Source organism: Bradyrhizobium sp. UFLA01-814, from assembly GCF_046718885.1.
Classification (GTDB): domain Bacteria; phylum Pseudomonadota; class Alphaproteobacteria; order Rhizobiales; family Xanthobacteraceae; genus Bradyrhizobium; species Bradyrhizobium elkanii.
Genome location: NZ_JAQOSR010000079.1, coordinates 16,563 through 38,622, shown reverse-complemented (window position 1 = coordinate 38,622; position 22,060 = coordinate 16,563). Strand labels below are relative to the sequence as shown.

At 66.5% G+C, this 22,060-nt stretch carries 16 protein-coding genes, 1 pseudogene and 1 riboswitch; of the genes and pseudogenes, 11 read left to right on the top strand and 6 right to left on the bottom strand.

Going from position 1 to position 22,060, the window contains the following annotated elements; genetic code table 11:
- Positions 1 to 144: 144 nt before the first annotated feature.
- Together PMN64_RS23425 and PMN64_RS23420 are read right to left on the bottom strand one after the other, a co-directional pair.
- Complete coding sequence (locus PMN64_RS23425; RefSeq protein ID WP_411782341.1) at positions 145 to 918, bottom strand: ABC transporter ATP-binding protein; 774 nt, start codon at positions 916 to 918, stop codon at positions 145 to 147.
- Positions 915 to 1,958 (bottom strand): FecCD family ABC transporter permease, encoded by a 1,044-nt coding sequence (locus PMN64_RS23420; RefSeq protein WP_411782340.1) that lies wholly within the window; start codon positions 1,956 to 1,958, stop codon positions 915 to 917. The genes PMN64_RS23425 and PMN64_RS23420 overlap by 4 nt, the downstream gene beginning before the upstream one ends.
- Before the next feature lie 112 nt (positions 1,959 to 2,070).
- A riboswitch (cobalamin riboswitch) is annotated at positions 2,071 to 2,269 on the top strand.
- 108 nt (positions 2,270 to 2,377) lie between these two features.
- Between PMN64_RS23420 and PMN64_RS23415 the strand changes: the two genes are divergently transcribed.
- From PMN64_RS23415 to PMN64_RS23405, 3 genes are all read left to right on the top strand, one after another.
- Entirely contained in the window at positions 2,378 to 4,645 is a 2,268-nt protein-coding gene (locus PMN64_RS23415; protein ID WP_411782339.1) for a TonB-dependent receptor, read from the top strand.
- 112 nt (positions 4,646 to 4,757) lie between these two features.
- A complete protein-coding gene (locus PMN64_RS23410) occupies positions 4,758 to 4,931 on the top strand; it encodes a hypothetical protein (RefSeq protein WP_411782338.1) in 174 nt (57 codons plus the stop codon).
- 208 nt (positions 4,932 to 5,139) lie between these two features.
- Positions 5,140 to 6,132, top strand: coding sequence for an ABC transporter substrate-binding protein (locus PMN64_RS23405; RefSeq protein ID WP_411782337.1), 993 nt, complete (start codon positions 5,140 to 5,142; stop codon positions 6,130 to 6,132).
- Between the two features lie 17 nt (positions 6,133 to 6,149).
- Here the strand turns inward: PMN64_RS23405 and PMN64_RS23400 are convergent, their stop codons facing one another.
- Positions 6,150 to 7,397: a hypothetical protein gene (locus PMN64_RS23400; protein ID WP_028343538.1), complete on the bottom strand. Its 1,248-nt coding sequence runs from the start codon at positions 7,395 to 7,397 to the stop codon at positions 6,150 to 6,152.
- 226 nt (positions 7,398 to 7,623) lie between these two features.
- Here PMN64_RS23400 and PMN64_RS23395 point away from each other — a divergent pair, with 226 nt between their 5' ends.
- On the top strand, positions 7,624 to 8,862 hold the full coding sequence (locus PMN64_RS23395) for an MFS transporter (protein ID WP_028343539.1): 1,239 nt from the start codon (positions 7,624 to 7,626) through the stop codon (positions 8,860 to 8,862).
- A 28-nt stretch (positions 8,863 to 8,890) separates the two neighbouring features.
- Here PMN64_RS23395 and PMN64_RS23390 read toward each other — a convergent pair whose 3' ends face one another.
- Entirely contained in the window at positions 8,891 to 9,343 is a 453-nt protein-coding gene (locus tag PMN64_RS23390; protein WP_028343540.1) for a MarR family winged helix-turn-helix transcriptional regulator, read from the bottom strand.
- A gap of 76 nt (positions 9,344 to 9,419) precedes the next feature.
- On the opposite strand from PMN64_RS23390, the gene PMN64_RS23385 reads away from it, so the two are divergent.
- Both PMN64_RS23385 and PMN64_RS23380 read left to right on the top strand, forming a co-directional pair.
- The gene (locus PMN64_RS23385; protein ID WP_411782336.1) at positions 9,420 to 11,216 is read left to right on the top strand and encodes a chloride channel protein; all 1,797 of its coding nucleotides are present in this window, start codon (positions 9,420 to 9,422) and stop codon (positions 11,214 to 11,216) included.
- A gap of 168 nt (positions 11,217 to 11,384) precedes the next feature.
- Positions 11,385 to 13,102: pseudogene (locus PMN64_RS23380) on the top strand (N-acyl-D-amino-acid deacylase family protein).
- A 197-nt stretch (positions 13,103 to 13,299) separates the two neighbouring features.
- Here the strand turns inward: PMN64_RS23380 and PMN64_RS23375 are convergent.
- Positions 13,300 to 14,616 (bottom strand): MFS transporter, encoded by a 1,317-nt coding sequence (locus PMN64_RS23375; protein ID WP_411782335.1) that lies wholly within the window; start codon positions 14,614 to 14,616, stop codon positions 13,300 to 13,302.
- A gap of 225 nt (positions 14,617 to 14,841) precedes the next feature.
- Here PMN64_RS23375 and PMN64_RS23370 point away from each other — a divergent pair, with 225 nt between their 5' ends.
- From PMN64_RS23370 to PMN64_RS23350, 5 genes are all read left to right on the top strand, one after another.
- Positions 14,842 to 15,603 carry a class I SAM-dependent methyltransferase gene (locus tag PMN64_RS23370; protein WP_304498300.1) on the top strand — a complete coding sequence of 254 codons (762 nt, stop codon included), beginning with the start codon at positions 14,842 to 14,844 and terminating at the stop codon, positions 15,601 to 15,603.
- Positions 15,604 to 15,639: 36 nt separating this feature from the next.
- Positions 15,640 to 16,293 (top strand): ABC transporter ATP-binding protein, encoded by a 654-nt coding sequence (locus PMN64_RS23365; RefSeq protein ID WP_304498299.1) that lies wholly within the window; start codon positions 15,640 to 15,642, stop codon positions 16,291 to 16,293.
- Positions 16,290 to 18,749 (top strand): ABC transporter permease, encoded by a 2,460-nt coding sequence (locus PMN64_RS23360; RefSeq protein ID WP_304498298.1) that lies wholly within the window; start codon positions 16,290 to 16,292, stop codon positions 18,747 to 18,749. The genes PMN64_RS23365 and PMN64_RS23360 overlap by 4 nt, the downstream gene beginning before the upstream one ends.
- Positions 18,739 to 19,824, top strand: coding sequence for a lipocalin-like domain-containing protein (locus PMN64_RS23355; protein WP_411782334.1), 1,086 nt, complete (start codon positions 18,739 to 18,741; stop codon positions 19,822 to 19,824). Before PMN64_RS23360 ends, PMN64_RS23355 begins: the two co-directional genes overlap by 11 nt.
- Positions 19,825 to 20,193: 369 nt before the next feature.
- Positions 20,194 to 20,586 (top strand): MAPEG family protein, encoded by a 393-nt coding sequence (locus PMN64_RS23350; RefSeq protein ID WP_028343548.1) that lies wholly within the window; start codon positions 20,194 to 20,196, stop codon positions 20,584 to 20,586.
- Between the two features lie 166 nt (positions 20,587 to 20,752).
- Here PMN64_RS23350 and PMN64_RS23345 read toward each other — a convergent pair whose 3' ends face one another.
- Entirely contained in the window at positions 20,753 to 21,943 is a 1,191-nt protein-coding gene (locus PMN64_RS23345; RefSeq protein WP_028344242.1) for an ABC transporter substrate-binding protein, read from the bottom strand.
- Positions 21,944 to 22,060: the final 117 nt, after the last annotated feature.

The window sequence follows — 22,060 nt, the reverse complement described above, 5'->3', positions numbered from 1 at the left end:
CCATGGTCGTCGGCAGCGTCAGATGTGTATAAGAGACAGAGTCATATCGTGGAGAGAGCCCCCACCCGCTGCGCTCTTCGAGCGCAGCGACCTCCCCCGCAAGCGGGAGAGGTGAACTGGGCTCGTGGTGAGGCAGCGGCCACATCAGACGTCCGCCCACGGCACGATGACGGCTTCGCGCTGAAATTCGGCACGGTAGGCGCTGACCCGAAACACGCTGGCGAGGACCGCTTCCGACAATGCCTCAGCAGGCGCGCCCTGTGCGGCCAGCCGCCCCTCCGCGAGCACCAGCACATGATCGGCAAAGCGCGCCGCGAGCCCGAGATCGTGCGTCACCACGATCACCAGCACGCCGGTGTCGGCGACATTGCGCAGCTTCTGCATCACGTCGATCTGGTGGCGCGGATCGAGCGAAGCGGTCGGCTCGTCGGCGAGGATCACCGGCGCCTCCACCGCGAGCACCCGGGCCAGCGCGACGCGGCTGCGCTCGCCGCCGGAGAGTTCGGTGACGCGACGATCGCTGAATTCAGTGACGTCGACCGCCTGCATCGCCCGCAGCACCGCCTCCATATCCGTCGGCGACAGCCGCGCCGGATCGGTCGCGCCGTGCGGATAGCGGCCGAGCGCGACAATGTCGCGCGCCGGCAGCGGCCAGTGCATCATGTGCCCCTGCGGCAGATAGGCAAAGCGCTTCGCACGCTCGCGCAGCGGCAGCGACGCCAGCGGATCGCCGCCGATCCGGATCTCGCCGTTGGAGGGAATCAGCCCGGCCAGTGCACGCAGCAGCGTGGTCTTGCCGGCGCCGTTCGGCCCGACCAGCGCGACCAGATGGCCCGATGGCAGCGACAGCGAGACATCGTGCAGCACCTTGCGGCTGCCGAGCGAGGCATTGAGCGCGGCGGCGGAGAGCAGCGTCATGCCACGCCTCCGCCGAGCGCGCGGCGTTCGCGCATGATGAGGTAAAGGAAGAACGGCACGCCGATGATCGAGGTCAGCACGCCGACCTTGATGTCCGATGTCGAGGGGATGATGCGTACCGCGATATCGGCGGCGAGCAGCAGCGCCGAGCCGGTGAGCGCGCTCGGCACCAAGAGCCGCGCCGGATCGTGACCGATCAGCGGACGCATCAGATGCGGCGCGACGAGGCCGATGAAACCGATCGTGCCGGTGACCGCGACCGCGCCGCCGACGCCGAGCGCCACGCCCGTGATGACGAAGAGCCGCAACCGTCCGACATCGACGCCGAGGCTCTGCGCCGCCTCCTCGCCAAGCGTCAGCGCGCGGAAGGCGCTCGCCTGGCTGAGCAGGATGGCGGCACCCGCGATGATGAAAGGCAGCGCCAGCGCCACGTGCTGGAAGCTGCGGTCCTCCAGCGAGCCGAGCAGCCAGAACGCGATCTCCAGCACCACGAACGGATTGCTCGAGAGGTTCATCACCAGCGCCGTCGCCGCTCCGGCAAAGCTCGAGATCGCGAGCCCCGCAAGGATCAAGATCAAGAGCCCGGCATTGCGGCCGGCGATCGCAAGCAGCGCGAACACGGAGCCGAAGGCGGCGATGATCGCCACCACCGGCAGCGCGTAGGAGCGCACATCGGCGAGGCCCAGCGCAATCACCAGCACCGCGCCGAAGGCCGCCGATTGCGGCGCGCCGAACAGCGACGGTGAGGCCAGCGGATTGCGCAGTAGCCCTTGCAGCGCAGCACCTGACAGCCCGAGAATACCGCCGATCGCGAATGCCAGGATGGTGCGCGGCAGGCGGATCTCGCGCACGATCACCTGCGCCAGATCGCTGCCGCCGCCGAACAGCGCCTCGATCACCGCAGGCGGCGACAGCCGCACCGGCCCGATGCCGAGCGAGATCAGCAGCAGCAGGACCACGAGCGCGAGCAGCGCCGCGGTGGCGCCCCACCGGCGTCGCGCCGCGACCTCGGCCGCCAAGGCAAAATCCTGCACGCTCATCGGATCCATGCTCTTACAGCGATCGCCGTGGCAGACAAGCGACACTCGACAAAAACCGTGGTCGCCCGGCCGCCGCCCGACTTCCGCCGGATTGACTTTGCTGCCCGGCCGAACCCTAGATGACCATGACGGTTCTTTCATGAGATGAAAAGGGAATGCGGTACGGGGAAACTTCCCCAACGCCGCGGCTGCCCCCGCAACTGTATGCGGTGAATCCTTCGTCACAGGCCACTGGGAATCTCGGTCCTGGGAAGGCGACGAAGGGTAACGACCCGCGAGCCAGGAGACCTGCCGTCAGCCGTGGTCACACGCGAGGATGCCGGTCGGGGAGTACAGGCATGAGCTTCACCTGATGCCGTGAGCACGATGGTGAGACTGGTTCGCGGTGACGTGCCACTGACGTTGCCGAGGCCTCGCTTATGTTCTCCGTTCCTTTCGATCGGCGGCACCGCGCGCTTCTGCTCGCGTCGACGATGATCGCGCCGGCAATCCTTGTCCCCGCCGCGCGGGCGCAGCAGGCGCCCGCTCCCGATCAGCTGCCGGCGATCGAAGTCACCAAGCCGGGCGACCAGAACGTCACGCGCGCCAGGCCGGCCGCTGACGAAGCGCCGGCGCCGCGCCGCCCGGCGCCGGGCACCACGCAGAGTAACAATACGGGCAGCGGCAGCGGATCGGGCACGACAGCGACCGGCGTGGCCACCGGAACGGGTGGCACCGGCGGCGGCCGCCAGTTCGCCGGCATTGTCGGCTCCTCCTCGGCCGTGATCACCGCCGACGACATCGCGCATTCGCCGGTGCAGTCGCTGCCGGAGATTCTTGCGCAGGTGCCGGGCGTGCAGCTGCAAACGCCCTATGGCGGGCCGAATGGCGCCAAGACCTCGGTCGACCTGCGCGGCTTCGGCGCATTCGCAACCGACAACACGCTGTTCCTGCTCAACGGCCGCCGCCTTAACGACGTCGACAAGGCCGGCTTCGACCTCACCACGATCCCGCTCGATTCCATCGAGCGCATCGAGATCACGCGCGGCAACAGCGGCGCCGTGCTCTACGGCGACAACGCCGTGGGCGGCGTGGTCAACATCATCACCAAGACCGGCGTCGGTGGCCCGCCGACGACGATGCGGGCCGAGGCCGGAATTGGCTCGTTCAACACCCGCATGGCCGCGGTCTCCGCGGCGCTCAATTCCGGACCGTGGTCCACCTCGTTCTACGGCAACGGCATCAAGTCCGACGGCTACCGCGTCAACAATGCGCTCGACCAGCGCAACGCGGTCGGCAACATCAACTACACCACGCCTGATCTCACCGCCTTCCTCACCGTCACCGGCAGCGACCAGAGGCTCGGCCTGCCCGGCGGACGGCTGGTCGATCCGTCGATCGGCGTCAACGAGCTGCTCACCGATCGCCGCGGCGCCGCGACGCCCTTCGACTATGCCAACCAGCAAACCGCCAGCGTCACCACCGGCTTCACCAAGACGCTGATCAACGGCGTCGACCTGATCGTCGACGGCGGCTGGCGGCAGCGCGAGACGCAGAGCGGCTTCTTCGGCAAGGTACCGACCATCAGCTTCGCTTCGACATACAATGACGCTGCGCTGCAGACCTGGTCGCTCACGCCGCGGCTCAGCGTCAAGAATGTGATGCTGGGGATGCAGTCGACGATCCTGACCGGCATCGACTATTACGATTCGACCTTCCGCGAGGCGCGCGGCGCCTATCAGGGCGTCGACCCGTTCCACGTCTACAATATCGAGCAGCAGTCCGTGGCCGGCTACTGGCAGCACACGATCGGTGTGCTGCCGACGACCGACTTCTCCTACGGCGCGCGCGTGCAGAACACCAGCGTCTCGGCGCGCGATCGCTACGACCCGAACGCGCCGTTCGCGTTCGACGCGCAGGCGGCACCGCTCGACAGCAACGAGACGCAATACGCGCTGCATGTCGGTGTCGAGCATCGCCTGACCGACACCTTCTCGGTGTTCGGCCGCGCGGCACGCGCATTCCGCACGCCTGATGTCGACGAACGCGTCGCGTCGGGTCCGTCATTCGACCCGCTGACCTTCGCCCCGATCCCGCAGACCTTCCAGCTCAAGACCCAGACCTCGCAGGATGTCGAGGGCGGCTTTCGCGTCAGGACCAACCGCTTCCAGGTCCAGACCAGCGTCTATCTGATGGATCTCGACAACGAGATCCATTTCAACCCGGTGCTGTTCTTCAACACCAACCTCGACCCCACCCGCCGCTATGGCTCGGAGACCAGCGCTGCGCTCAAGGTCAGCGACAGCGTCACCCTGCGCGGCGGCATGGCGATCACCCGTGCGGTGTTCCGCGAAGGCATCTGGGCCGGCAACGACGTGCCGCTGGTGTCGCGCTACACCGGCAATCTCGGCGTCACCTGGAATATCTGGCAGAACTATCTGGTGTTCGACGCCACGGTGCGGGCCTGGAGCTCGCGCATCATGGACAACGACCAGGCCAACACCCAGAGCCGGATTCCCGGCAACGCCACCGCCGATATCAAGCTGAGCGGGCAGTATGACCGCTTCTTCTGGTCGCTGAGCGTGAACAACCTGTTCAACGCGCTCTATTACGACTACGCCATCGCGAGCACGTTCACGGAGGGCCGCTTCTCGGCCTATCCGCTGCCCGGCCGGACCTACATGGTAAAGGCCGGCGCGACGTTCTAGAGCTGTCCGGTACGGCGGGATGTGACCCCGCCGTACCGTCTCATCACGTTACAAGCGTCCGCAAACTGGAGTAGAATTCCGCCAGCTGATTTGACCCGTGCAGGGGAAACGCATGGCCAAGGCCGGAAAGACGAGCAAGGACGGCGCCAAGACCAGAGACAAGACCGACGATAAGTCGAAGAAGCCTCCGCCGCCCGCAGCGCTGCAGGACGATGACTATTACGAGGACGGCGACATCGCCACGCCGAAGCTCGACCGCTACGGCAATGATGACGAGCCATTGTGAGGCGCGGCAGATGTCCATCCAAATGTCCCGGGCGCAGTTGCGCGCCGGGTCGCGGGCGGCGGCCTCGTAGCTTGCGAGCTACCGAGCCCGGCTCATCGTCGCCAAGCAGACATTAGGTCGCAGCGGGGTCATGGGCTGGCCCCCCTTCCGGATTGGTTGCCGTGCTAGGCTCCGCATGGACGCTGGGTCCTTGCCGGGGGGCGGTGCCATGAGGTTTGCGAAGGCGGTGCTCACGGTCTTCTGCATGATCGCGTCGACGTGCGAACCGTCCAATGCGCAACAAGCCCCCAGGAAAGTAGGAATCCTGGTCAACGGCAGCCCGTCGCCGCTCTTCGACTCCATCAAGAAAAACCTTCTGAGCGACTTCGCCGACCGCGGCTATCTCGAAGGACGCGACATCGTCATCGAACCGCGATTTGCCGAGTCGAAGCTCGAGCGCCTTCCGGGCCTCGCCTCGGAGCTGGTCGGCGCAAATGTGGATGTCATTCTCGCACTCGGCGGCCCGGCGTCGGTGGCGTCGCAGAAGGCGACGTCGACGATTCCGGTGATCTTTGCGATCGTGACCGATCCGGTTGCATTGAAGCTTGTCGCCTCGATGGAAAAACCGGGAGGCAACATCACGGGCCTCACCAACCTCGATCCGCAGCAGGCCAGCAAGCAATTCAAAATTCTGAAGGAGACATTGCCCGGAATCACGCGCGTTGCGATTCTCAGCGATCAAACGATCCCCGGCGCCGATGAACGCGGGCTCGCTCCGATTGACCGTGCCAACGAGGCAGCAGCCAAGGCCTTGGGGTTGGAGCCGCAAATCGTGAAGGTCAAGAGTGCGGACGATCTGGAGGCCGCAATTGCCGGGATGGCAAAGGAACGCGCGGAGGCGCTGCTGGTCCTGGAAGTGCCGGTGCCCTTCAGCAATCGAAAGCGAGTCGGTGAACTGGCCGTGAAGAACCGCTTGCCGGCAATGTTTCCCGGCGGCCAGGCGGACGCGGGCGGGGTGATCACCTATGGCGCCAACGTCGCCGATACATGGCGCGAGTTTGCGACGTTCGCCGACAAGATTTTCAAGGGCGCGAAGCCGGGCGACCTGCCGGTCGGTGTCGTCACCAGGCGAGAGCTGATATTCAATCTCCAGGCGGCCCGGGCCGTGGGCGTCGAGATCCCACCCGAGCTATTGAAGCGTGCAGACAAGATCGTGCAGTGAATTCGCACTGAAGGATACTATTGAAAATCACCATTTTCGATCGCCTTGATGCTGCCGCGATCGAGCAGATGGGCGCCAAAACCACCGCGCGCCAGCGATGAGGCGATCTGCGGCGATGCCAGCAGCAGCGCCGTGGTCATCGCCAGCGGCACGGCACTGAGCCAATCGAGCCGCACCGGCGTCAGCTCTTCGCTGCTTCCCCGATAGTGCCCTTCGCCCGTGGCGATGCGGCCGCATTCCCGGATCAGGTCACGCCGCGTGCCATCGCGCGATGCACTGCCGAGCAGCGCCTGCATCGCCAGATGCGTCCGCACCCCGACGCGCCCCTCGGCCAGCGGCGCCGGGGTCTCGCCGCGCGAGACGCGCAGCAGCAAATCGACCAGATCGACGCCCGACTGAAAGGCGTTCATCGGCTCGACCAGCCGGGGGTTGCAGTCGATCAACAGCGGCGTTGCGCTGTCGAGCGGCATGATGACGTCGACCGAGAGCGCACCGTGCCAACGAAGATGCGCGCCGATGGTCTCGAGGCCGGCGCGGATCGCCGGCCTGCTCACGCTCTCCTTGATCGCCTCGCCGCCGCCGACACCGGCCGCAATCTGGCGGTAGGCATGGAAGCCGACAAGCGTGCCGTGGCAGAACACCGACTGCGCCTTCTCGACCGTGCCGGTGATCAGATCCTGCGCCAGCACCTCGCCGGCAAAATCGTCCGCGGACTCGAGGTCGTAGAGCGCGCGATTGAGATCGCCGGTATCGCGCACGAACCAGACGCCGCGGCTGGCGGTGCCGACCGACGTCTTGACCACGGATGGAAACCGCACCGCCTCGCGCAGCTCCTCGGCCGAGCTCACGATCCGGGTCGTCGGCTGCGGCAGACCGAGCCGGTCGAGCAGACGGCTGAAGCCGGCCTTGCTGTGCACGGCGCGATAGCTGGCGAAATCCGGCAGCGCCAGGCCGGTACGTGATGCCAGCCCCGCCGCGGCGCGGGCGAACAGAAATCCCTGCTCATGGGTCGGCAGCAGCACATCGAAATGTCGCGACGCCAACAGGCGCTCGACGAAGCGCAGGAATCCGGCTGGATCTGAGCGCAGCGGCGGACAATGGTGGTATTTACGGACGAAGCGGGAGTAGCGCGCCAGGCACCAGCGCGAGGGGTCGCAAACCTCGACGTGATGGCCGGCCAGTCCGAGGATCGTGATCGCCTCGCGGCCGGAGGTGCTGGAGCCCTCCGACACCAGCACGCGGAGCTGCTTTTTGGGGTCGATCATGGCCGATCATCGCCGTGCCGCCGCGCTTTGTCGCCGCATTTAATGCCGCATGTGTCGATCCGGCACGCCCGCGCCGGGGGCAGCCATGCGCCCGCGTTCATGGACAATTAGCGGCCAATCTCTATTTTCGGCGGGCCCTGCCGGGCATTTTGTTTGACGCGTTTTCTTCACGCGAACCGGTACTAACTTCGCTTGAAAACGCTATGGAACTGGGGTTTTCGACGACATGGTCGACGTTCTGGCCGCACCGCAGCAAGCGAAGGCCGACAGCGCGCTGCGCACGCTGACGGGGATTTCGGTCGCCCATTGGGTCAGCCATTTCCATATCTTCGTGCTGCCGATGCTGTTCCCGTTCCTGAAGCAGCAGCTCGGCGTCGGCTATGTCGAGCTCGGCCTCGCGCTGACGGTGTTCGCGGTGGTCTCCGGGCTGACCCAGGCGCCGATCGGCTACCTCGCCGACCATATCGGTGCGCGCAAGATCCTCTTGATCGGACTGACCGTCGGCGGTTGCGCGCTGATCGGGCTCGGCCTGCATCTCAGCTATACGTCGCTGATCATCTGCGCGGTGCTGCTTGGCCTTGCGAACAGCGTCTATCATCCGGCCGATTATGCAATCCTCTCGGCTCATATGGACGAGGCGCGGATGGGCCGCGCCTTCTCGATCCACACCTTTGCCGGCTTCCTCGGCGGCGCGGTGGCGCCCGCGATCATGGCGGCACTCGTCGCCTCGATCGGCGGCCTCGGCGCGCTGATCGTCGCCGGTGCGGTCGGTCCACTGGTGGCGCTGTTCCTGATCGTGCTCGGCATTCCCGATGCCGGCGCCAACAAGAACAAGACAAAGGACGACACAGCACCGAAGGCGAGCGTGATCACGCCGGCGCTGATGGTGCTGACAGCCTTCTTCACGCTGCTCAGCCTGTCGACCTCGGGCATCAACAATTTCGGCGTGGTCGCACTGATGGGCGGCTACGGCGCGTCGTTCTCGACGGCCAATATCGCGCTCACCGCATTCCTCGGCGCCAGCGCGGCCGGCGTGCTCGCCGGCGGCTATCTCGCCGACTGGACCCACCGCCACAGCCAGGTCGCCGCGGCCTGCTTTGCGGTCAATGCCGCCCTCGTGCTGCTGATTGCGCTGCTCAACCTGCCGCCCGTGGCGCTCACGCTGGCGATGGGGCTCGCCGGATTCCTCGGCGGCGTGATTGCGCCGTCCCGCGACATGATGGTGCGCAACGCGGCCCCGCCCGGCGCCGCCGGCCGCGCCTTCGGCATCGTCTCCACCGGCTTCAACTTCGGCGGCATCGTGAGCCCGCTGCTGTTCGGCTGGATCATGGACCAGCACATGCCGCACTGGGTGTTCGGCGCCTCCGTCGTGTTCATGGTGCTGACCGTGCTGCTTGCCCTGGTCACCGAGCGCAAGCCGCAGGCCTCTGCGTATCAGGCCGAGACGGCCAGCCCGCGCGCCTGACGCGCGAAACGTCGTGCATGGGGCGCGGTCATTCCGACCGTCGCGACAGCACCTGCTTCAGGAGCGGCTCGATCCGCGACAGTTCATCGAGATGGACCGCTGACAATTCGGCGAGATGATCGGCCGCAAGGCCGGTTAATTTCAGCAGCACCCGCCGCTGGTCGGCGGGATCGAGCACACGCTCGACCAGCCCGGCCTCGGACAGCCGGTCGACCAGTTCGACCGTGGTGTGGTGACGAAGCCGCAGCCGTTCGGCCAGATCGCCGACCGCAACCGGGCCGCCGCCCGGATAGCCCCTGATCGCCAGCAAGGCCTGATGCTGCCGCGGCGTCAGGCCCGCGGCCTTCGCGGCATCCTGGCTGAACTCAAGAAAACGGCGGATCAGATAGCGAAATTGCGACAGCGTCTCGTAATCGGCCTGGCTGGGAACCCGCTTTGGGTCCTGCCGCGGCGATTTCGACGGTCCTTTCAACGCTGCCATTCGATGTCTCCCGCTTGTAATTATATCGCAATGCGATATGACGCCGCGTCCACTTCACCCGAGCCTTACGCCACCAATGAGCGTCATTTCCACCAAATCGAGCGCCTCCGCCAAGATTGGCGACAAGGCCAGCCACCTCCTGAGCGACTTCACGACCGATCCCCGCGTCGTGGTGATCTCGGCGATCGCCGTGTTCGTCTCCGCCGCCGGCGTGCTGGCCGGTGCGGGATTGCTGCAGCTGATCAAGCTTGCCACCAACATCGCCTATTTCGGCCAGTTCAGCTTCGCCGACCTGAAATTGCAGGATTCGCCGCTCGGGCTCTGGACCGTGCTGGTGCCGGTCGCAGGCTCGCTGATCATCGGGCTGATGGCGCGCTTCGGCAGCGAGAAGATCCGCGGGCACGGCATTCCGGAAGCCATCGAGGCCATCCTGCTCGGCCGTTCCCGGCTCGACCCCAAGGTGGCGATCCTGAAGCCCTTGTCGTCGGCGGTGTCGATCGGCACCGGCGGCCCGTTCGGCGCCGAGGGCCCGATCATCATGACGGGCGGCGCGATCGGCTCGCTGATCGCCCAGATGCTCCCGGTCAGCGACAACGAGCGCAAGACCCTGCTGGTGGCGGGCGCCGCCGCCGGCATGACCACCGTGTTCGGCACGCCGATCGCCGCGATCATGCTCGCGGTCGAACTGTTGCTGTTCGAATGGACGCCGCGCAGCTTCATTCCCGTCACCGTCGCTGCCGTGGCGGCGGCAGTCGGGCGCACCTTCCTGCACATGCCCGCGCCGCTATTCCCGTTCACCGGCGGCGTCGACATCTCGGTGCTGCAGCTCGGCGCTTGGATGCTGATCGGAATCCTCTCCGGGCTGCTGTCGGGCGTGCTCACCCAGCTGGTCTATGGCTGCGAGGACATCTTTCTCAAGCTGCCGATCCACTGGATGTGGTGGCCGCTGATCGGCGGCCTGGTCGTCGGCCTCGGCGGGCTGATCGAGCCGCAGGCGCTCGGCGTCGGCTATGACAACCTCGCGTCGATGCTGAGCGGCGACGTGGTGCTGAAGGCCGCGCTGCTGCTGCTCGTGGTGAAAGCGGTCATCTGGTCGGTCGCGCTCGGCTCGGGCACGTCGGGCGGCGTGCTGGCGCCGCTGCTCATCATGGGCGGTGCGATGGGAACGGCGCTGAGCGGCTATCTGCCGGCGGCGAGCCCCGGCTTCTGGGCACTGCTGGCGATGGCGGCGACGATGGGCGGCACGATGCGCTCGCCGCTGACCGCGACCTTCTTCGCCGTGGAGCTCACCGGCAACACCCATGTGCTGCTGCCGCTGATCGCGGCCTGCGGCACCGCGCATGGCGTCACCGTGCTGCTGATGCGGCGCTCGATCCTGACCGAGAAGGTGGCGCGGCGCGGCCATCATCTGGTGCGCGAGTACCGCGTCGATCCGTTCGCGCTGACCCGCGTGCGCGACGTCATGACCAAGGCGGTCGAGACCGTCGCCGACACCATGACGCTGCACGGCGCGGCCGCCTTCCTGACCAACCCGAAGACCGGGCACCCGAGCTTTCCCGTCGTCGACGCCAGCCATCACGTGCTCGGCGTGATCGACCCGCCCTCCGTGCTGCGCTGGCGCCGCGCCGGCAAGCATCGCACCGCGACGCTCAGGCAGCTGCTGGCCGGCAGCAAGATCACCGTCGCCTATCCCGACGAATATCTCGACCGGCTCGCCGACCGCCTGATGCAGGTCAACGTCTCGCATCTGCCTGTGATCTCGCGCGAGGACCAGCGCCTCGTCGGCTATATCGGCTGGAAGGACCTGATGCGCGTCCGCGCCAGGCTGCAGGCCGAAGAGACCCAGAAGACAGCGTTCTTCGGCGCGCGCTAGGTTCGCGGCGATTTGCCCGGCGGAACAAATTTCCGCCGGGCGGCAACGTTCGATCCCAGCTGGCAAATCAGCATCAGCGCATCCCAGAGCTTCATCGGCGCTGGTTGACAGCATCAGGGGCTGACCCATGATGCCGTCAACCAAAAAACAGCCTCGGGATGAAATGCCATGACCTCGACCCCAGACCTCGTGATCCGCGGCGGCACCATCGCTGACGGCAAGGGCGGCGACCTCTATGAAGCCGATGTTGCGATCACAGGCGGCAAGATCACCGACGTCGGCAAGGTCTCGGCAAAGGGCAAGGAAGAGATCGACGCCCGCGGCAAACTGGTGGCGCCCGGCTTCGTCGACGTCCACACCCATTACGACGGCCAGGTGACCTGGAGCCATGACATCACGCCGTCGTCGCAGAACGGCGTCACCACGGCGATCATGGGCAATTGCGGCGTCGGCTTCGCGCCGTGCCGGCCGAGCGACCACACCAGGCTGATCCAGCTGATGGAAGGCGTCGAGGACATTCCGGAGCCGGTGCTCTCCGCCGGCATTCCCTGGGGTGGGAGAGCTTCCCCGACTACATGGAGTGGCTGTCGAATCGCAATTTCGACATGGACATCGGCGCACAGCTGCCGCATGCCGCGCTGCGGGTCTATGTGATGGGCGAGCGCGGTGCGCGCCGCGATCCCGCAACGGCCGAGGACAACAAGGCGATGGCAGCGCTCGCCGGCGACGCCGTGCGTGCGGGCGCGCTGGGCTTCTCGACCTCGCGCACGCTCAATCACCGCACCTCGACCGGCGACTACACGCCGACGCTGAAAGCCGGCGAAGATGAACTGACCGCGATCGCCGGCGCGATGCACGGCGTTGGCCGCAGCGTGCTGCAATTCGTGCTCGACCAGAGCACCGTGCACGAAGACCTGCCGATGATGCTGCGGGTCGCCGAGAACACAAGGTGCCCGATCTCGTTCTCGGTCGCCCAGGCCGACAAGGCGCCGCGACGCTGGCGGCAGACCATGGACACCATCAATGAAGCCGCCGCCCGCGGCCTGTCGATCACGACCCAGATCGCGGCGCGGCCGGTCGGGCTGCTGCTCGGGCTCGAATTGTCGCGCAACCCGTTCCAGACCCATCCGAGCTATCGCGAGATCGCCAAATTGCCGCTGGCCGAGCGGCTCGCGCAGCTGCGCCGGCCCGAGGTGCGCGCGGCGATCCTGAGCGAGAGCGCAACGGCGACCGACGATCCGCTGTTCTTCCGGCCGAACTACGACAAGATGTACCTCCTGGGCAATCCGCCGGACTATGAGCAGCCGCCGGAGAACGCGCTCGGCCCGCAGGCGCGGCGCCAGGGCCGGCAGCCGGAAGAGCTCGCCTATGACGCGATGCTGACCGACGAGGGCCGCGGCATGCTCTATGTGCCGTTCCTGAATTACGCCGACGGCAATCTCGACGCCGTGCATGAGATGCTGCGCGAGCCGAGCGCCGTGCCGGGCCTGTCCGACGGCGGCGCGCATTGCGGCATCATCTGCGATGCCAGCTTCCCGACCTATCTCTTGACGCACTGGACGCGCGACCGCAGCCGCGGCGAGAAGCTCTCGATTCCGTTCGTGGTCGCGGCGCAGTCGCGCAAGACCGCGCTGTCGGTCGGTCTGCACGATCGCGGCGTGATCGCTCCGGGCTTCAAGGCCGACGTCAACGTGATCGATTACGACCGGCTGCACCTGCATCCGCCGAAGGTGCATTACGACCTGCCGGTCGGCGGCCGCCGCCTCTTGCAGCAGGTCGACGGCTATGACGCCACCATCGTGTCGGGCATCGTGACCCAGCGCGAGGGCAAGGCCACCGGCGCACGCCCGGGCAGACTGGTGCGCGGCGCGCGGGGGATGAATTGAGAGACGCAGCGATCAGCGCGTAGCCCGGATGCAGTGAAGCGCAATCCGGGGTAGGCCCATCCGCGGATAGAGTTACCCCGGATTTCGCTGCGCTTCATCCGGGCTACAGAGAGCTCGATATTGATGCGAACTGCGGCCACCGCCTCACCCTCCTCTGGAGGGACCATCCAGAGGAGGGTGGAAGGTCACGCGCCCGCTTACGTCGGCGACATCGCGCCTTTGATCGTGCCTGCCTGCTGCGCCTTACCGGTCAGCCGCGCGCGCTCGCTGTTCGGCCACAGCAGCAACAAGCCGAGCAGGCCGGAGCCGGCCATGATCGCCGCGTTGATGCTGAAGCCGGACATGTAGCCGGCCATCGGCGTGGCCGCGTGCTGGATCACATTGCCCATCACCATCGGCGCCAGAATGCCCGAGATCGTGTACAGCGCGCCGTAGATCGCGATGATCGCGCCGCGCTGCGACACCGGCGTGAATTCGCCGAGCATCGGCGGGCACACCACATAGATCGAACCGCACAGGCCCGAGCCGATCACCAGCAGCGCGATCATGATCCCGCCGGGCGGCGCATAGGGCAGCATCGCGAGAATGGCGCCGCCCACGATCAGCGGCACCGAGCCGAGCACGCCGCGCGCGCCGCGGGTGGTGAAGCCGCGCGTCAGCATCAGCTGCGAGATCCAGCCGGTCAGCAGCACGATCGTCGCGCCGAAGATCCAGGGCAGGATCGAGACGAAGCCGGCCTGGTGCTGCGAGAAGCCGAGCCCCTCGATGATGAAGGACGTGAACCAGGTGAGCCCAAGCGACAGCGCCCAATAGGCGCCGAAGGTTGCCACCACGCAACCGATGAAGGTGCGCGAGGTCAAAAGCTTCAGGTAAGGAATCCGCGGCTCGTCGGCCGTCACGGCAGACGTCGACACCAGCGGCCCTTCCTTGCCGAGCGCGAACCAGGCGACGGCCCAGATCAGGCCGACGATGCCGAGCGCGCCGAAGGCGTGATGCCAGCTGTGATTGACGATGATCCAGTTCAGCGCGGGCACGGCGAGGATCACGCCGAATGCGGAGCCCTGCGACAGGATCGCGGTCGGCAGCGTGCGCTTCTCGTCCGGAAACCATTTGTAGATCGCGTGCGCGGCGACCGAGAAGGCCGGCCCCTCGCCGGCGCCGAGGATGATGCGGCAGATCACCAGCGTCGTGAAGCTGACGGTGCCGACCATCGGAAATTGCGCCAGCGACCAGATCACCGCCAGGATCAGCAGCACCCAGCGGGTGGCGACGCGATTGACGATGAAGCCGACCACGATCGCCGAGATCGAGAACAGCAGGAAGAATGACGAACCGAGATCGCCGAACTGCTCCTGGGTGAGGCCCATTTCCTTCTTGATCGGCACGCCGGCGAGCCCGACCACGATCTTGTCGGCAAAGTTCACCACCATGAACAGGAATAGAAGGAAGGTGATTTGCCAGGCGCCCTTCGGCGTCCCCTCTGACGTCCTCTTGGACGTCGCTTGCGTCGTCATGTCCGGCTCCCCGTCGTTTTCGTTTTTGGCTTCGTAAAATCGGCCCCGTCCGGCGATGCTAGCCACGCCTCGCCGTGCAACGCAACACCGCATTTCCTCGGGGTCACGCGCCCCAGAGCGCTTCCAACGGCCTGATCACGATCGCGTCGGTCGCGCCAGTGAAGCGGTGAACTGTCATGTCCCGACTGCTATGTTCGAGGCCAACGAAAAGCCCGGGGTTATTTCATGAACAGATCGATCCTACGTGCGGCCGCTTGCATTGCACTCGTATCCGCCGCCCTGCTTGCCGTACCTCAAGTTCGCGCGGAAGACGCCGCCAATCCCGACTACGCCGCGATCGTCGCCGCACCCGATCGCAGCGATGCGGATCGCCAGGTCGACCAGCGCCGGCAGCCGGCCAAGATGCTCGCCTTTGCCGGCGTCAAGCCCGGCATGACGATCCTCGACATGGCGGCAAGCGCCGGCTACAGCACCGAACTGTTGGCGCGCACCGTCGCGCCGTCGGGCAAGGTCTATGCGCAGGATTCCGCGACCGTGCTCGAGCGCTTCGTCAAGGACAAGTTCGACACCCGCGCCAAGGCGCCGGCGATGAAGAACGTGGTCCATGTGGTGCGGGACTATGACGACCCGATCCCGCCCGAGGTCAAGAACCTCGACATGATCACCTTTTTCTTTTTCTATCACGACATCACCTATTTGCCGGTCGACCGCGTCGCGATGAACAGGAAGATGTTCGCCGCGCTCAAGCCCGGCGGCTTCCTCGTGATCGCGGATCACTCCGCCAAGGCCGGCGAAGGCACCAGTGTCGCCAAGACGCTGCACCGGATCGAGGAGAGCACCTTGAAGCAGGAGATCGAGGCGGCCGGCTTCAAGCTGGTGGCCGAGGGCGATTTCCTGCATCATGCGGAGGACCCCAAGGACATTCCCGTCTTCAAGGCACCGGTGCCGATCGACGAGTTCGTCCTGAAATACCAGAAGCCGCAATGAGGCACGGCCATCGCTTCATCTGACCAGACCGCCGCGGTGCTTCGCGTCACCGGCCTGACCAAGAGTTACCGCTCTGCCGGCGAAGACGTCGCCGTGCTGCGCGGCGTCGACCTTGCCGTTGCAACCGGCGAGAGCGTGGCGCTATCAGGCGAATCCGGCAGCGGCAAGAGCACGCTGCTGCATCTGATCGCCGGGCTCGATGCCGCCGACAGCGGCGAGATCGCGCTCGCCGACATCGTCGTCTCCCACCTCAACGACGCCGGCCGCGCCGAATTGCGCCGCGACCGGCTCGGCCTCGTCTTCCAGCAGTTCAACCTGATCCCAAGCCTGACGGTCGCGGACAATCTCGTGTTTCAGTCGCGCATCGCCGGCCGGCATGACGCCGCCTGGCACGACGAACTGGTCGAGCGCCTCGGCCTGAAAAGCCTGCTCAGGCGCTATCCCGAGCAATTGTCCGGCGGTCAGCAGCAGCGCGTCGCGATCGGCCGCGCGCTGGCGCCAAAGCCGCTGCTGCTGCTCGCCGACGAGCCGACCGGCAATCTGGACGAGGACACCGCCGACGAGGTGCTGGCACTGGCCCGCGATCTCGTGACCCGCACCGGCTGCGGCTTCCTGATGGTCACGCACAGTGCGCGGCTCGCGGCGACGCTCGACCGCCAGGTCACTTTGCATGCCGGGATCGTCGCATGAGGCGCGCGCTGTGGATTCTTGCGGTGCTGCTCAGCCACTGGCGGCGGCATCCGATGCAGCTCGCAACACTGCTGATCGGCCTGATCTCGGCCACCGCGCTGTGGAGCGGCGTGCAGGCGCTGAACCAGCAGGCCCGCATCGCCTATGACCGCGCCGCCGCGACCTTCGGCGGATCGCGCACCGCGATGCTGGTCGCCAAGGACAGCGCGACCTTCCCGCAAGCACTGTTCGTCGATCTGCGCCGTGCCGGCTGGCCGGTGTCGCCGATGCTGGAGGGCCGGGTCCAGATCGACGGACGCAGCTTCCGCCTGCTCGGCATCGAGCCGGTGACGCTGCCGTCCGAGGTCGGCAACGCGCCGGCCGTCGGACGCGGCAGCCTGCAAGCCTTCGTCACGCCGCCGGGCGAAATGCTGGTGGCGAGCGAAACGCTGCGCGATCTCGGCCTCAAGGAAGGCGAGCGGCCACAGGCCAACGGCACGAGCTTGCCGCCGCTGCGCGTACAGGCCGAGCTCGCGCCCGGCGCGCTGATCGTCGATATCGGCATTGCGCAGGACATCCTCAAAATGCCCGGCCAAGTCTCGCGCCTGCTCGTCGGCAAGTCCACAGCACCGCACGCAGCGCTGGAAAGCGTGGCGGGTGACAAGCTCCGTCTGGTCGAGCCGAGCGCCGAGAGCGACCTCGAACGCCTCACCGACAGCTTCCATCTCAACCTCACCGCGTTCGGCCTGCTGTCGTTCTTCGTCGGCCTGTTCATCGTCAACTCCGCGATCGGCCTCGCCTTCGAGCAGCGGCTGCCGATGCTGCGCACGTTGCGCGCCTGCGGCGTCTCGGCGCGGATGCTCAACACCGTGCTGGTGATCGAGCTGGTGTCGCTGGCGCTGGTCGCCGGCCTCATCGGCCTCGTCTGCGGCTACTTCATCGCGGCTGCCTTGCTGCCGGATGTCGCGGCATCGCTGCGTGGGCTCTATGGCGCGCAGATCCCCGGACAGCTTTGGCTCAAACCCGTCTGGTGGTTCGCCGGCATCGCCATCAGCATTCTGGGCGCGCTCGCCGCGGCGGCCGCGAGCCTTGCCAAGGCGATCCGGATGCCGGTGCTGGCGACGGCGCAGCCGCAGGCCTGGCAGCAGGCGCAGCGCCGCTGGCTGATCATCCAGAGCGCGGCGGCACTCGCGGTCTTTGCGGTCGCCGCGGGCCTGATCTGGTTCGGCGATTCCCTGATCGCGGGATTTGCCGTGCTGGCCGCGCTGATGCTCGGCGCGGCGCTGATCCTGCCGATGGTCCTGCAGATTGCGCTGGCCTTCGGGCAGCGCAGCGCGCGGGCGCCGGTCGGCATCTGGTTCTGGGCAGACAGCCGCCAACAATTGTCGGGACTGTCGCTGGCGCTGATGGCGCTGCTGCTTGCGCTCGCGGTCAATGTCGGCGTCGGCACCATGGTGGAAAGTTTTAATCGCACTTTCCTGGTCTGGCTCGACGGAAGGCTCGCCGCCGACGTTTACATCAGCGCCGCCAGCGATCAGCAGGCAAAGGAGATCAAGGCCTGGCTGCGCCACCGGCCCGAGGTTGAGGCAATCCTGCCAGGCGGCCGCGCCGACACCCAGCTCGGCGGCGCGCCGATCGAGGTGCTCGGCCTGCCCGACCACGCCACCTATCGCGACAACTGGCCGTTGCTCGAAAGCGCTGCGAATGCGTGGGTTCGGCTGCGGCCCGGCGACACCGGCCTCGTCAGCGAGCAGCTGTCGCGACGGATGAAGCTGTCGATCGGCGATCATATCGAGGTACCCGCCCCCGGTGGCAACTGGCCGCTCGAGATCGTTGGCATCTATGCCGATTACGGCAACCCCAAGGGCCAGATCGCGGTCAACTTCGCCGCGCTGACCCGGCACTTCCCGCAGACACCAATGACGCGGATGGGCCTCCGCGTGGCACCGGACAAGATCGCACCGCTGATCACCGCGCTACAGGAGAAATTCGGTCTCGATGATCGCAACATCGCCGACCAGGCCAGGATGAAAACGGAATCCAGGCGGGTCTTCAATCGCACCTTCTCGGTAACCGCGGCGCTCAACGCCTTCACCCTCGGTGTCGCCGGCATCGCGCTCTTGACCAGCCTGCTGACGCTGGCCAACTCGCGGCTGCCGCAGCTGGCGCCGCTCTGGGCGATCGGCCTGACCCGGCGGCGACTCGCGGCGCTCGAACTGTTGAAGACCATGGCGGTCGCACTGATCACCGCCCTGTTCGCGCTGCCGCTCGGCCTGCTGGTGGCGTGGTGCCTGCTTGCGATCGTCAACGTCAAGGCGTTCGGCTGGCGGCTGCCGTTCCACGTATTTCCCTTGCAGCTGATCGAGCTGCTCGCGGTGGCGCTCGCCGCCGCATTCTGCGCGGCGGCGCTTCCGGTCGCCAGGCTGGCGCGCATGCAGCCGGCCAGCCTGATCAGGATCTTTGTCAATGAGCGCTAGCGGCACCATCACCCGTCGCGCCATTGCCGGCGGTGCGCTGGGGCTCGCGCTCGGCGGCAAGACGTTCGCGCAGGGCTTCGCCGGGCTCGGCGAGACCGCGGAGGGATTTGCCGCCGTCACGCCGGGCAAGCCGTTCACGTTCCCCGCAGACCACGGCCCGCATCCGGAATTCCGGATCGAGTGGTGGTACGTGACCGCCAACCTGTCCGACACGAGCGGCGCGGCCTATGGCGCGCAATGGACGCTGTTCCGCCAGGCGATGAAAGCGGGCGGACCGGCCGAGGGCTGGGCCAATCAGCAGCTCTGGATGGGCCACGCCGCCGTGACCAGCGCCGGCACGCACCGCTTCCGCGAGACCTTTGCCCGCGGCGGCGTCGGGCAGGCCGCTGTCGAAGCCACGCCGTTCCGCGCCTGGATCGACGCCTGGGAGCTGCGCGGGCGCGATCCGTTCGATGCGCAACGCGTCGCGCCGCTTGAGCTCAAGGCCTCCGCCACCGACTTCAGCACCGCGCTGCGGCTCGAGGCCGACCGCGCGCTGGTGCTGCAGGGCGACCACGGCTACAGCCGCAAGTCGGATCGCGGACAGGCCTCCTATTACTACAGCCAGCCGTTCTACAAGGCGTCCGGCCGTATCGTGATCGACGACAGACCGGTCGACGTCACGGGCATAGCCTGGATGGATCGCGAATGGAGCAGCCAGCCATTGGCGGCCGACCAAACCGGCTGGGACTGGTTCTCGCTGCATCTGCCCGGCGACGAGAAGCTGATGCTGTACCGGCTGCGCCAGAAGGACGGCCGCGAAAACCTGTTCGGCAACTGGATCACGCCGGACGGCCGCTCGGCCGAGATCGCCGCCGGCGGCAACAGCATCGTGCCGCTCGCAACCACCGAGATCGACGGCCGCAAGCTGCCGACGTCATGGCGCGTCAGCCTGCCCGCACGCGGCCTTGCCATCGAGACCACGCCGCTCAATGCACGGAGCTGGATGGGAACCAGCTTCCCGTATTGGGAAGGCCCGATCCGCTTCTCAGGCAGCCACGCCGGAATCGGCTATCTTGAGATGACGGGGTACTAGAGCTTTTCCCGTTCCGATGGAATCGGAACGGGGCTCTAGATTCTTGTTTTGACGCGTTTTCTTCAGGCGAACCGGTATCCACTTCGCTCGAAAACGCTCTAGGACGTGACGGAATTGGTCCGAATGGGGCCGCGGCATAACTATGCTCCCTCGCCCCGTTCTTACGGGGAGAGGGTTGGGGTGAGGGGCCGTCTCCGCGTACTCGGTGACAGCTGGTCTCGCCGAGGTCCCCCCTCACCCGGAACGCATCTGACGATGCGTTCCGACCTCTCCCCGCGCGCGGGGAGAGGTAAAGCAAGGCCGCATGTCACACCGGGCTTCGCTGTCCCGTCATGACATCGGGGTCAATGGAAAGAGGACACGCCTGACATGTACCACTACACCGCCATCGTCACCTGCCTTGCGGTCGCGCTGCACTTCTTCTTCGCGCTGCAGGTCGCCCGCGCCCGTGCGGTCTACGGGGTCAAGCTGCCGGCGATCACGGGCAATCCGGATTTCGAGCGCATCTACCGCATCCAGATGAATACGCTGGAATGGATGCCGATCTTCCTGCCGTCGCTCTGGCTGTTCGCGGTCTATGTCGGCGATGCCACGGCCGCGGCGGTCGGCGCAATCTGGGTGATCGGCCGCATCGTCTATTTCATCGGCTATCGCGAAGCGGTGGCGAAACGCAGCCCCGGTTTCGCCATCCAGGCGCTGGCCTGCGTCATCCTTTGGGTCGGCGCGATCGGCGGCGCGGTGTGGCGGCTGGTCCACGCGTAACGCCGCCACATATTCCGCCGTCGTCCCGGCGAAGGCCGGGACCCATTACCACAGGCAGGTGTTTTGCGAAGGCTGGAGCTCCAGCTGCGCACAACAACCGACATCGGTGGTTATGGGTCCCGGCCTTCGCCGGGACGACACCGATGTTTGTTTCGCCAGCCACGCCTCACTTGGTCAGCGGGCAGCCGCTTTCCTTGGCGGTGAAGAAGGCCTTGTCGCCGGGCACCACGGCGATCTGCTTGTAATAGTCCCACGGCTTCTTCGACTCCGAGGGCTTCTTGACCTCGAACAGATAGAGGTCGTGCACCATTCGGCCGTTCGCGAGCACCTTGCCCTTGGCGAAGGCGTCATCGACCGGCAGCTCCTTCAGCTTGGCGGCGACCGCCTCGCTGTCCTTGGTGCCGGCGGCCTTCACCGCCTTCAAATAGCTCAGCGTCGCCGAATAGGTGCCGGCATGGATCATGCTCGGCATCCGGCTGGTGCGCTTGAAGAAGCGCTCGCTGAAGGCGCGCGAGGCATCGTCGTGGTCCCAGTAGAAGCCCTCGGTGAGCACGAGACCCTGCGCCGCCTCGAGCCCGAGACCGTTCACCTCCGACAGCGTCATCAACAGGCCGGCGAGCTTCTGCCCGCCGCGCACGATGCCGAACTCGGCCGCCTGCTTGATCGAGTTGGTGGTGTCGAGGCCGGCGTTGGCGAGCCCGATGATCTTGGCCTTCGAGCTCTGCGCCTGCAGCAGGAAGGACGAGAAGTCCGACGAATTGAGCGGCACGCGGACCGAGCCGACCACCTTGCCCTTCTTCGACACGACGATGTCGCTGGTATCCTTTTCCAGCGCGTAGCCGAAGGCGTAGTCGGCGGTCAGGAAGAACCAGGTGTCGCCACCCGCCTCCGTCAGCGCGCCGCCGGTCCCGACGGCGAGCGCGCGGGTGTCATAGGCCCAGTGGAAGCTGTAGGGCGTGCAGGCATCGCCCGTGATACGCGAGGTCGCCGCGCCGACCACGATGTCGATCTTCTTCTTCTCCTTCGACAGCTCCTGCACCGCGAGCGCGACCGACGACGTCGTGAGCTCGGTGATCATGTCGACGTTCTCGACCTCGTACCAGCGTCGCGCGATCGCGGTCGCAAGGTCCGGCTTGTTCTGATGGTCGGCGGTGACGATCTCGATCTTCTGTCCCAGCACCTCGCCGCCGAAATCCTCGACCGCCATCCGCGCGGCTTCGAGCGAATATTTGCCGCCGTAGTCGGCATAGACGCCGGACTGATCGTTCAGGATGCCGATCTTGACGCCCTGGGCCATCGCCGGCGCCGCAAGCATCAGGCTGCAAGCCGCGACCGCGGCCAAAAATCCGGACTTCATTCTATGCTCTCCCAGCAGTTTCTATCAGGAAAATCGGCGCGACATTATTTTATAACCCCACGCCTGCCCATCTCTTTCCGCTCAGCCAAAAGTATGGGCTGCGTCGGAAGGCACTCG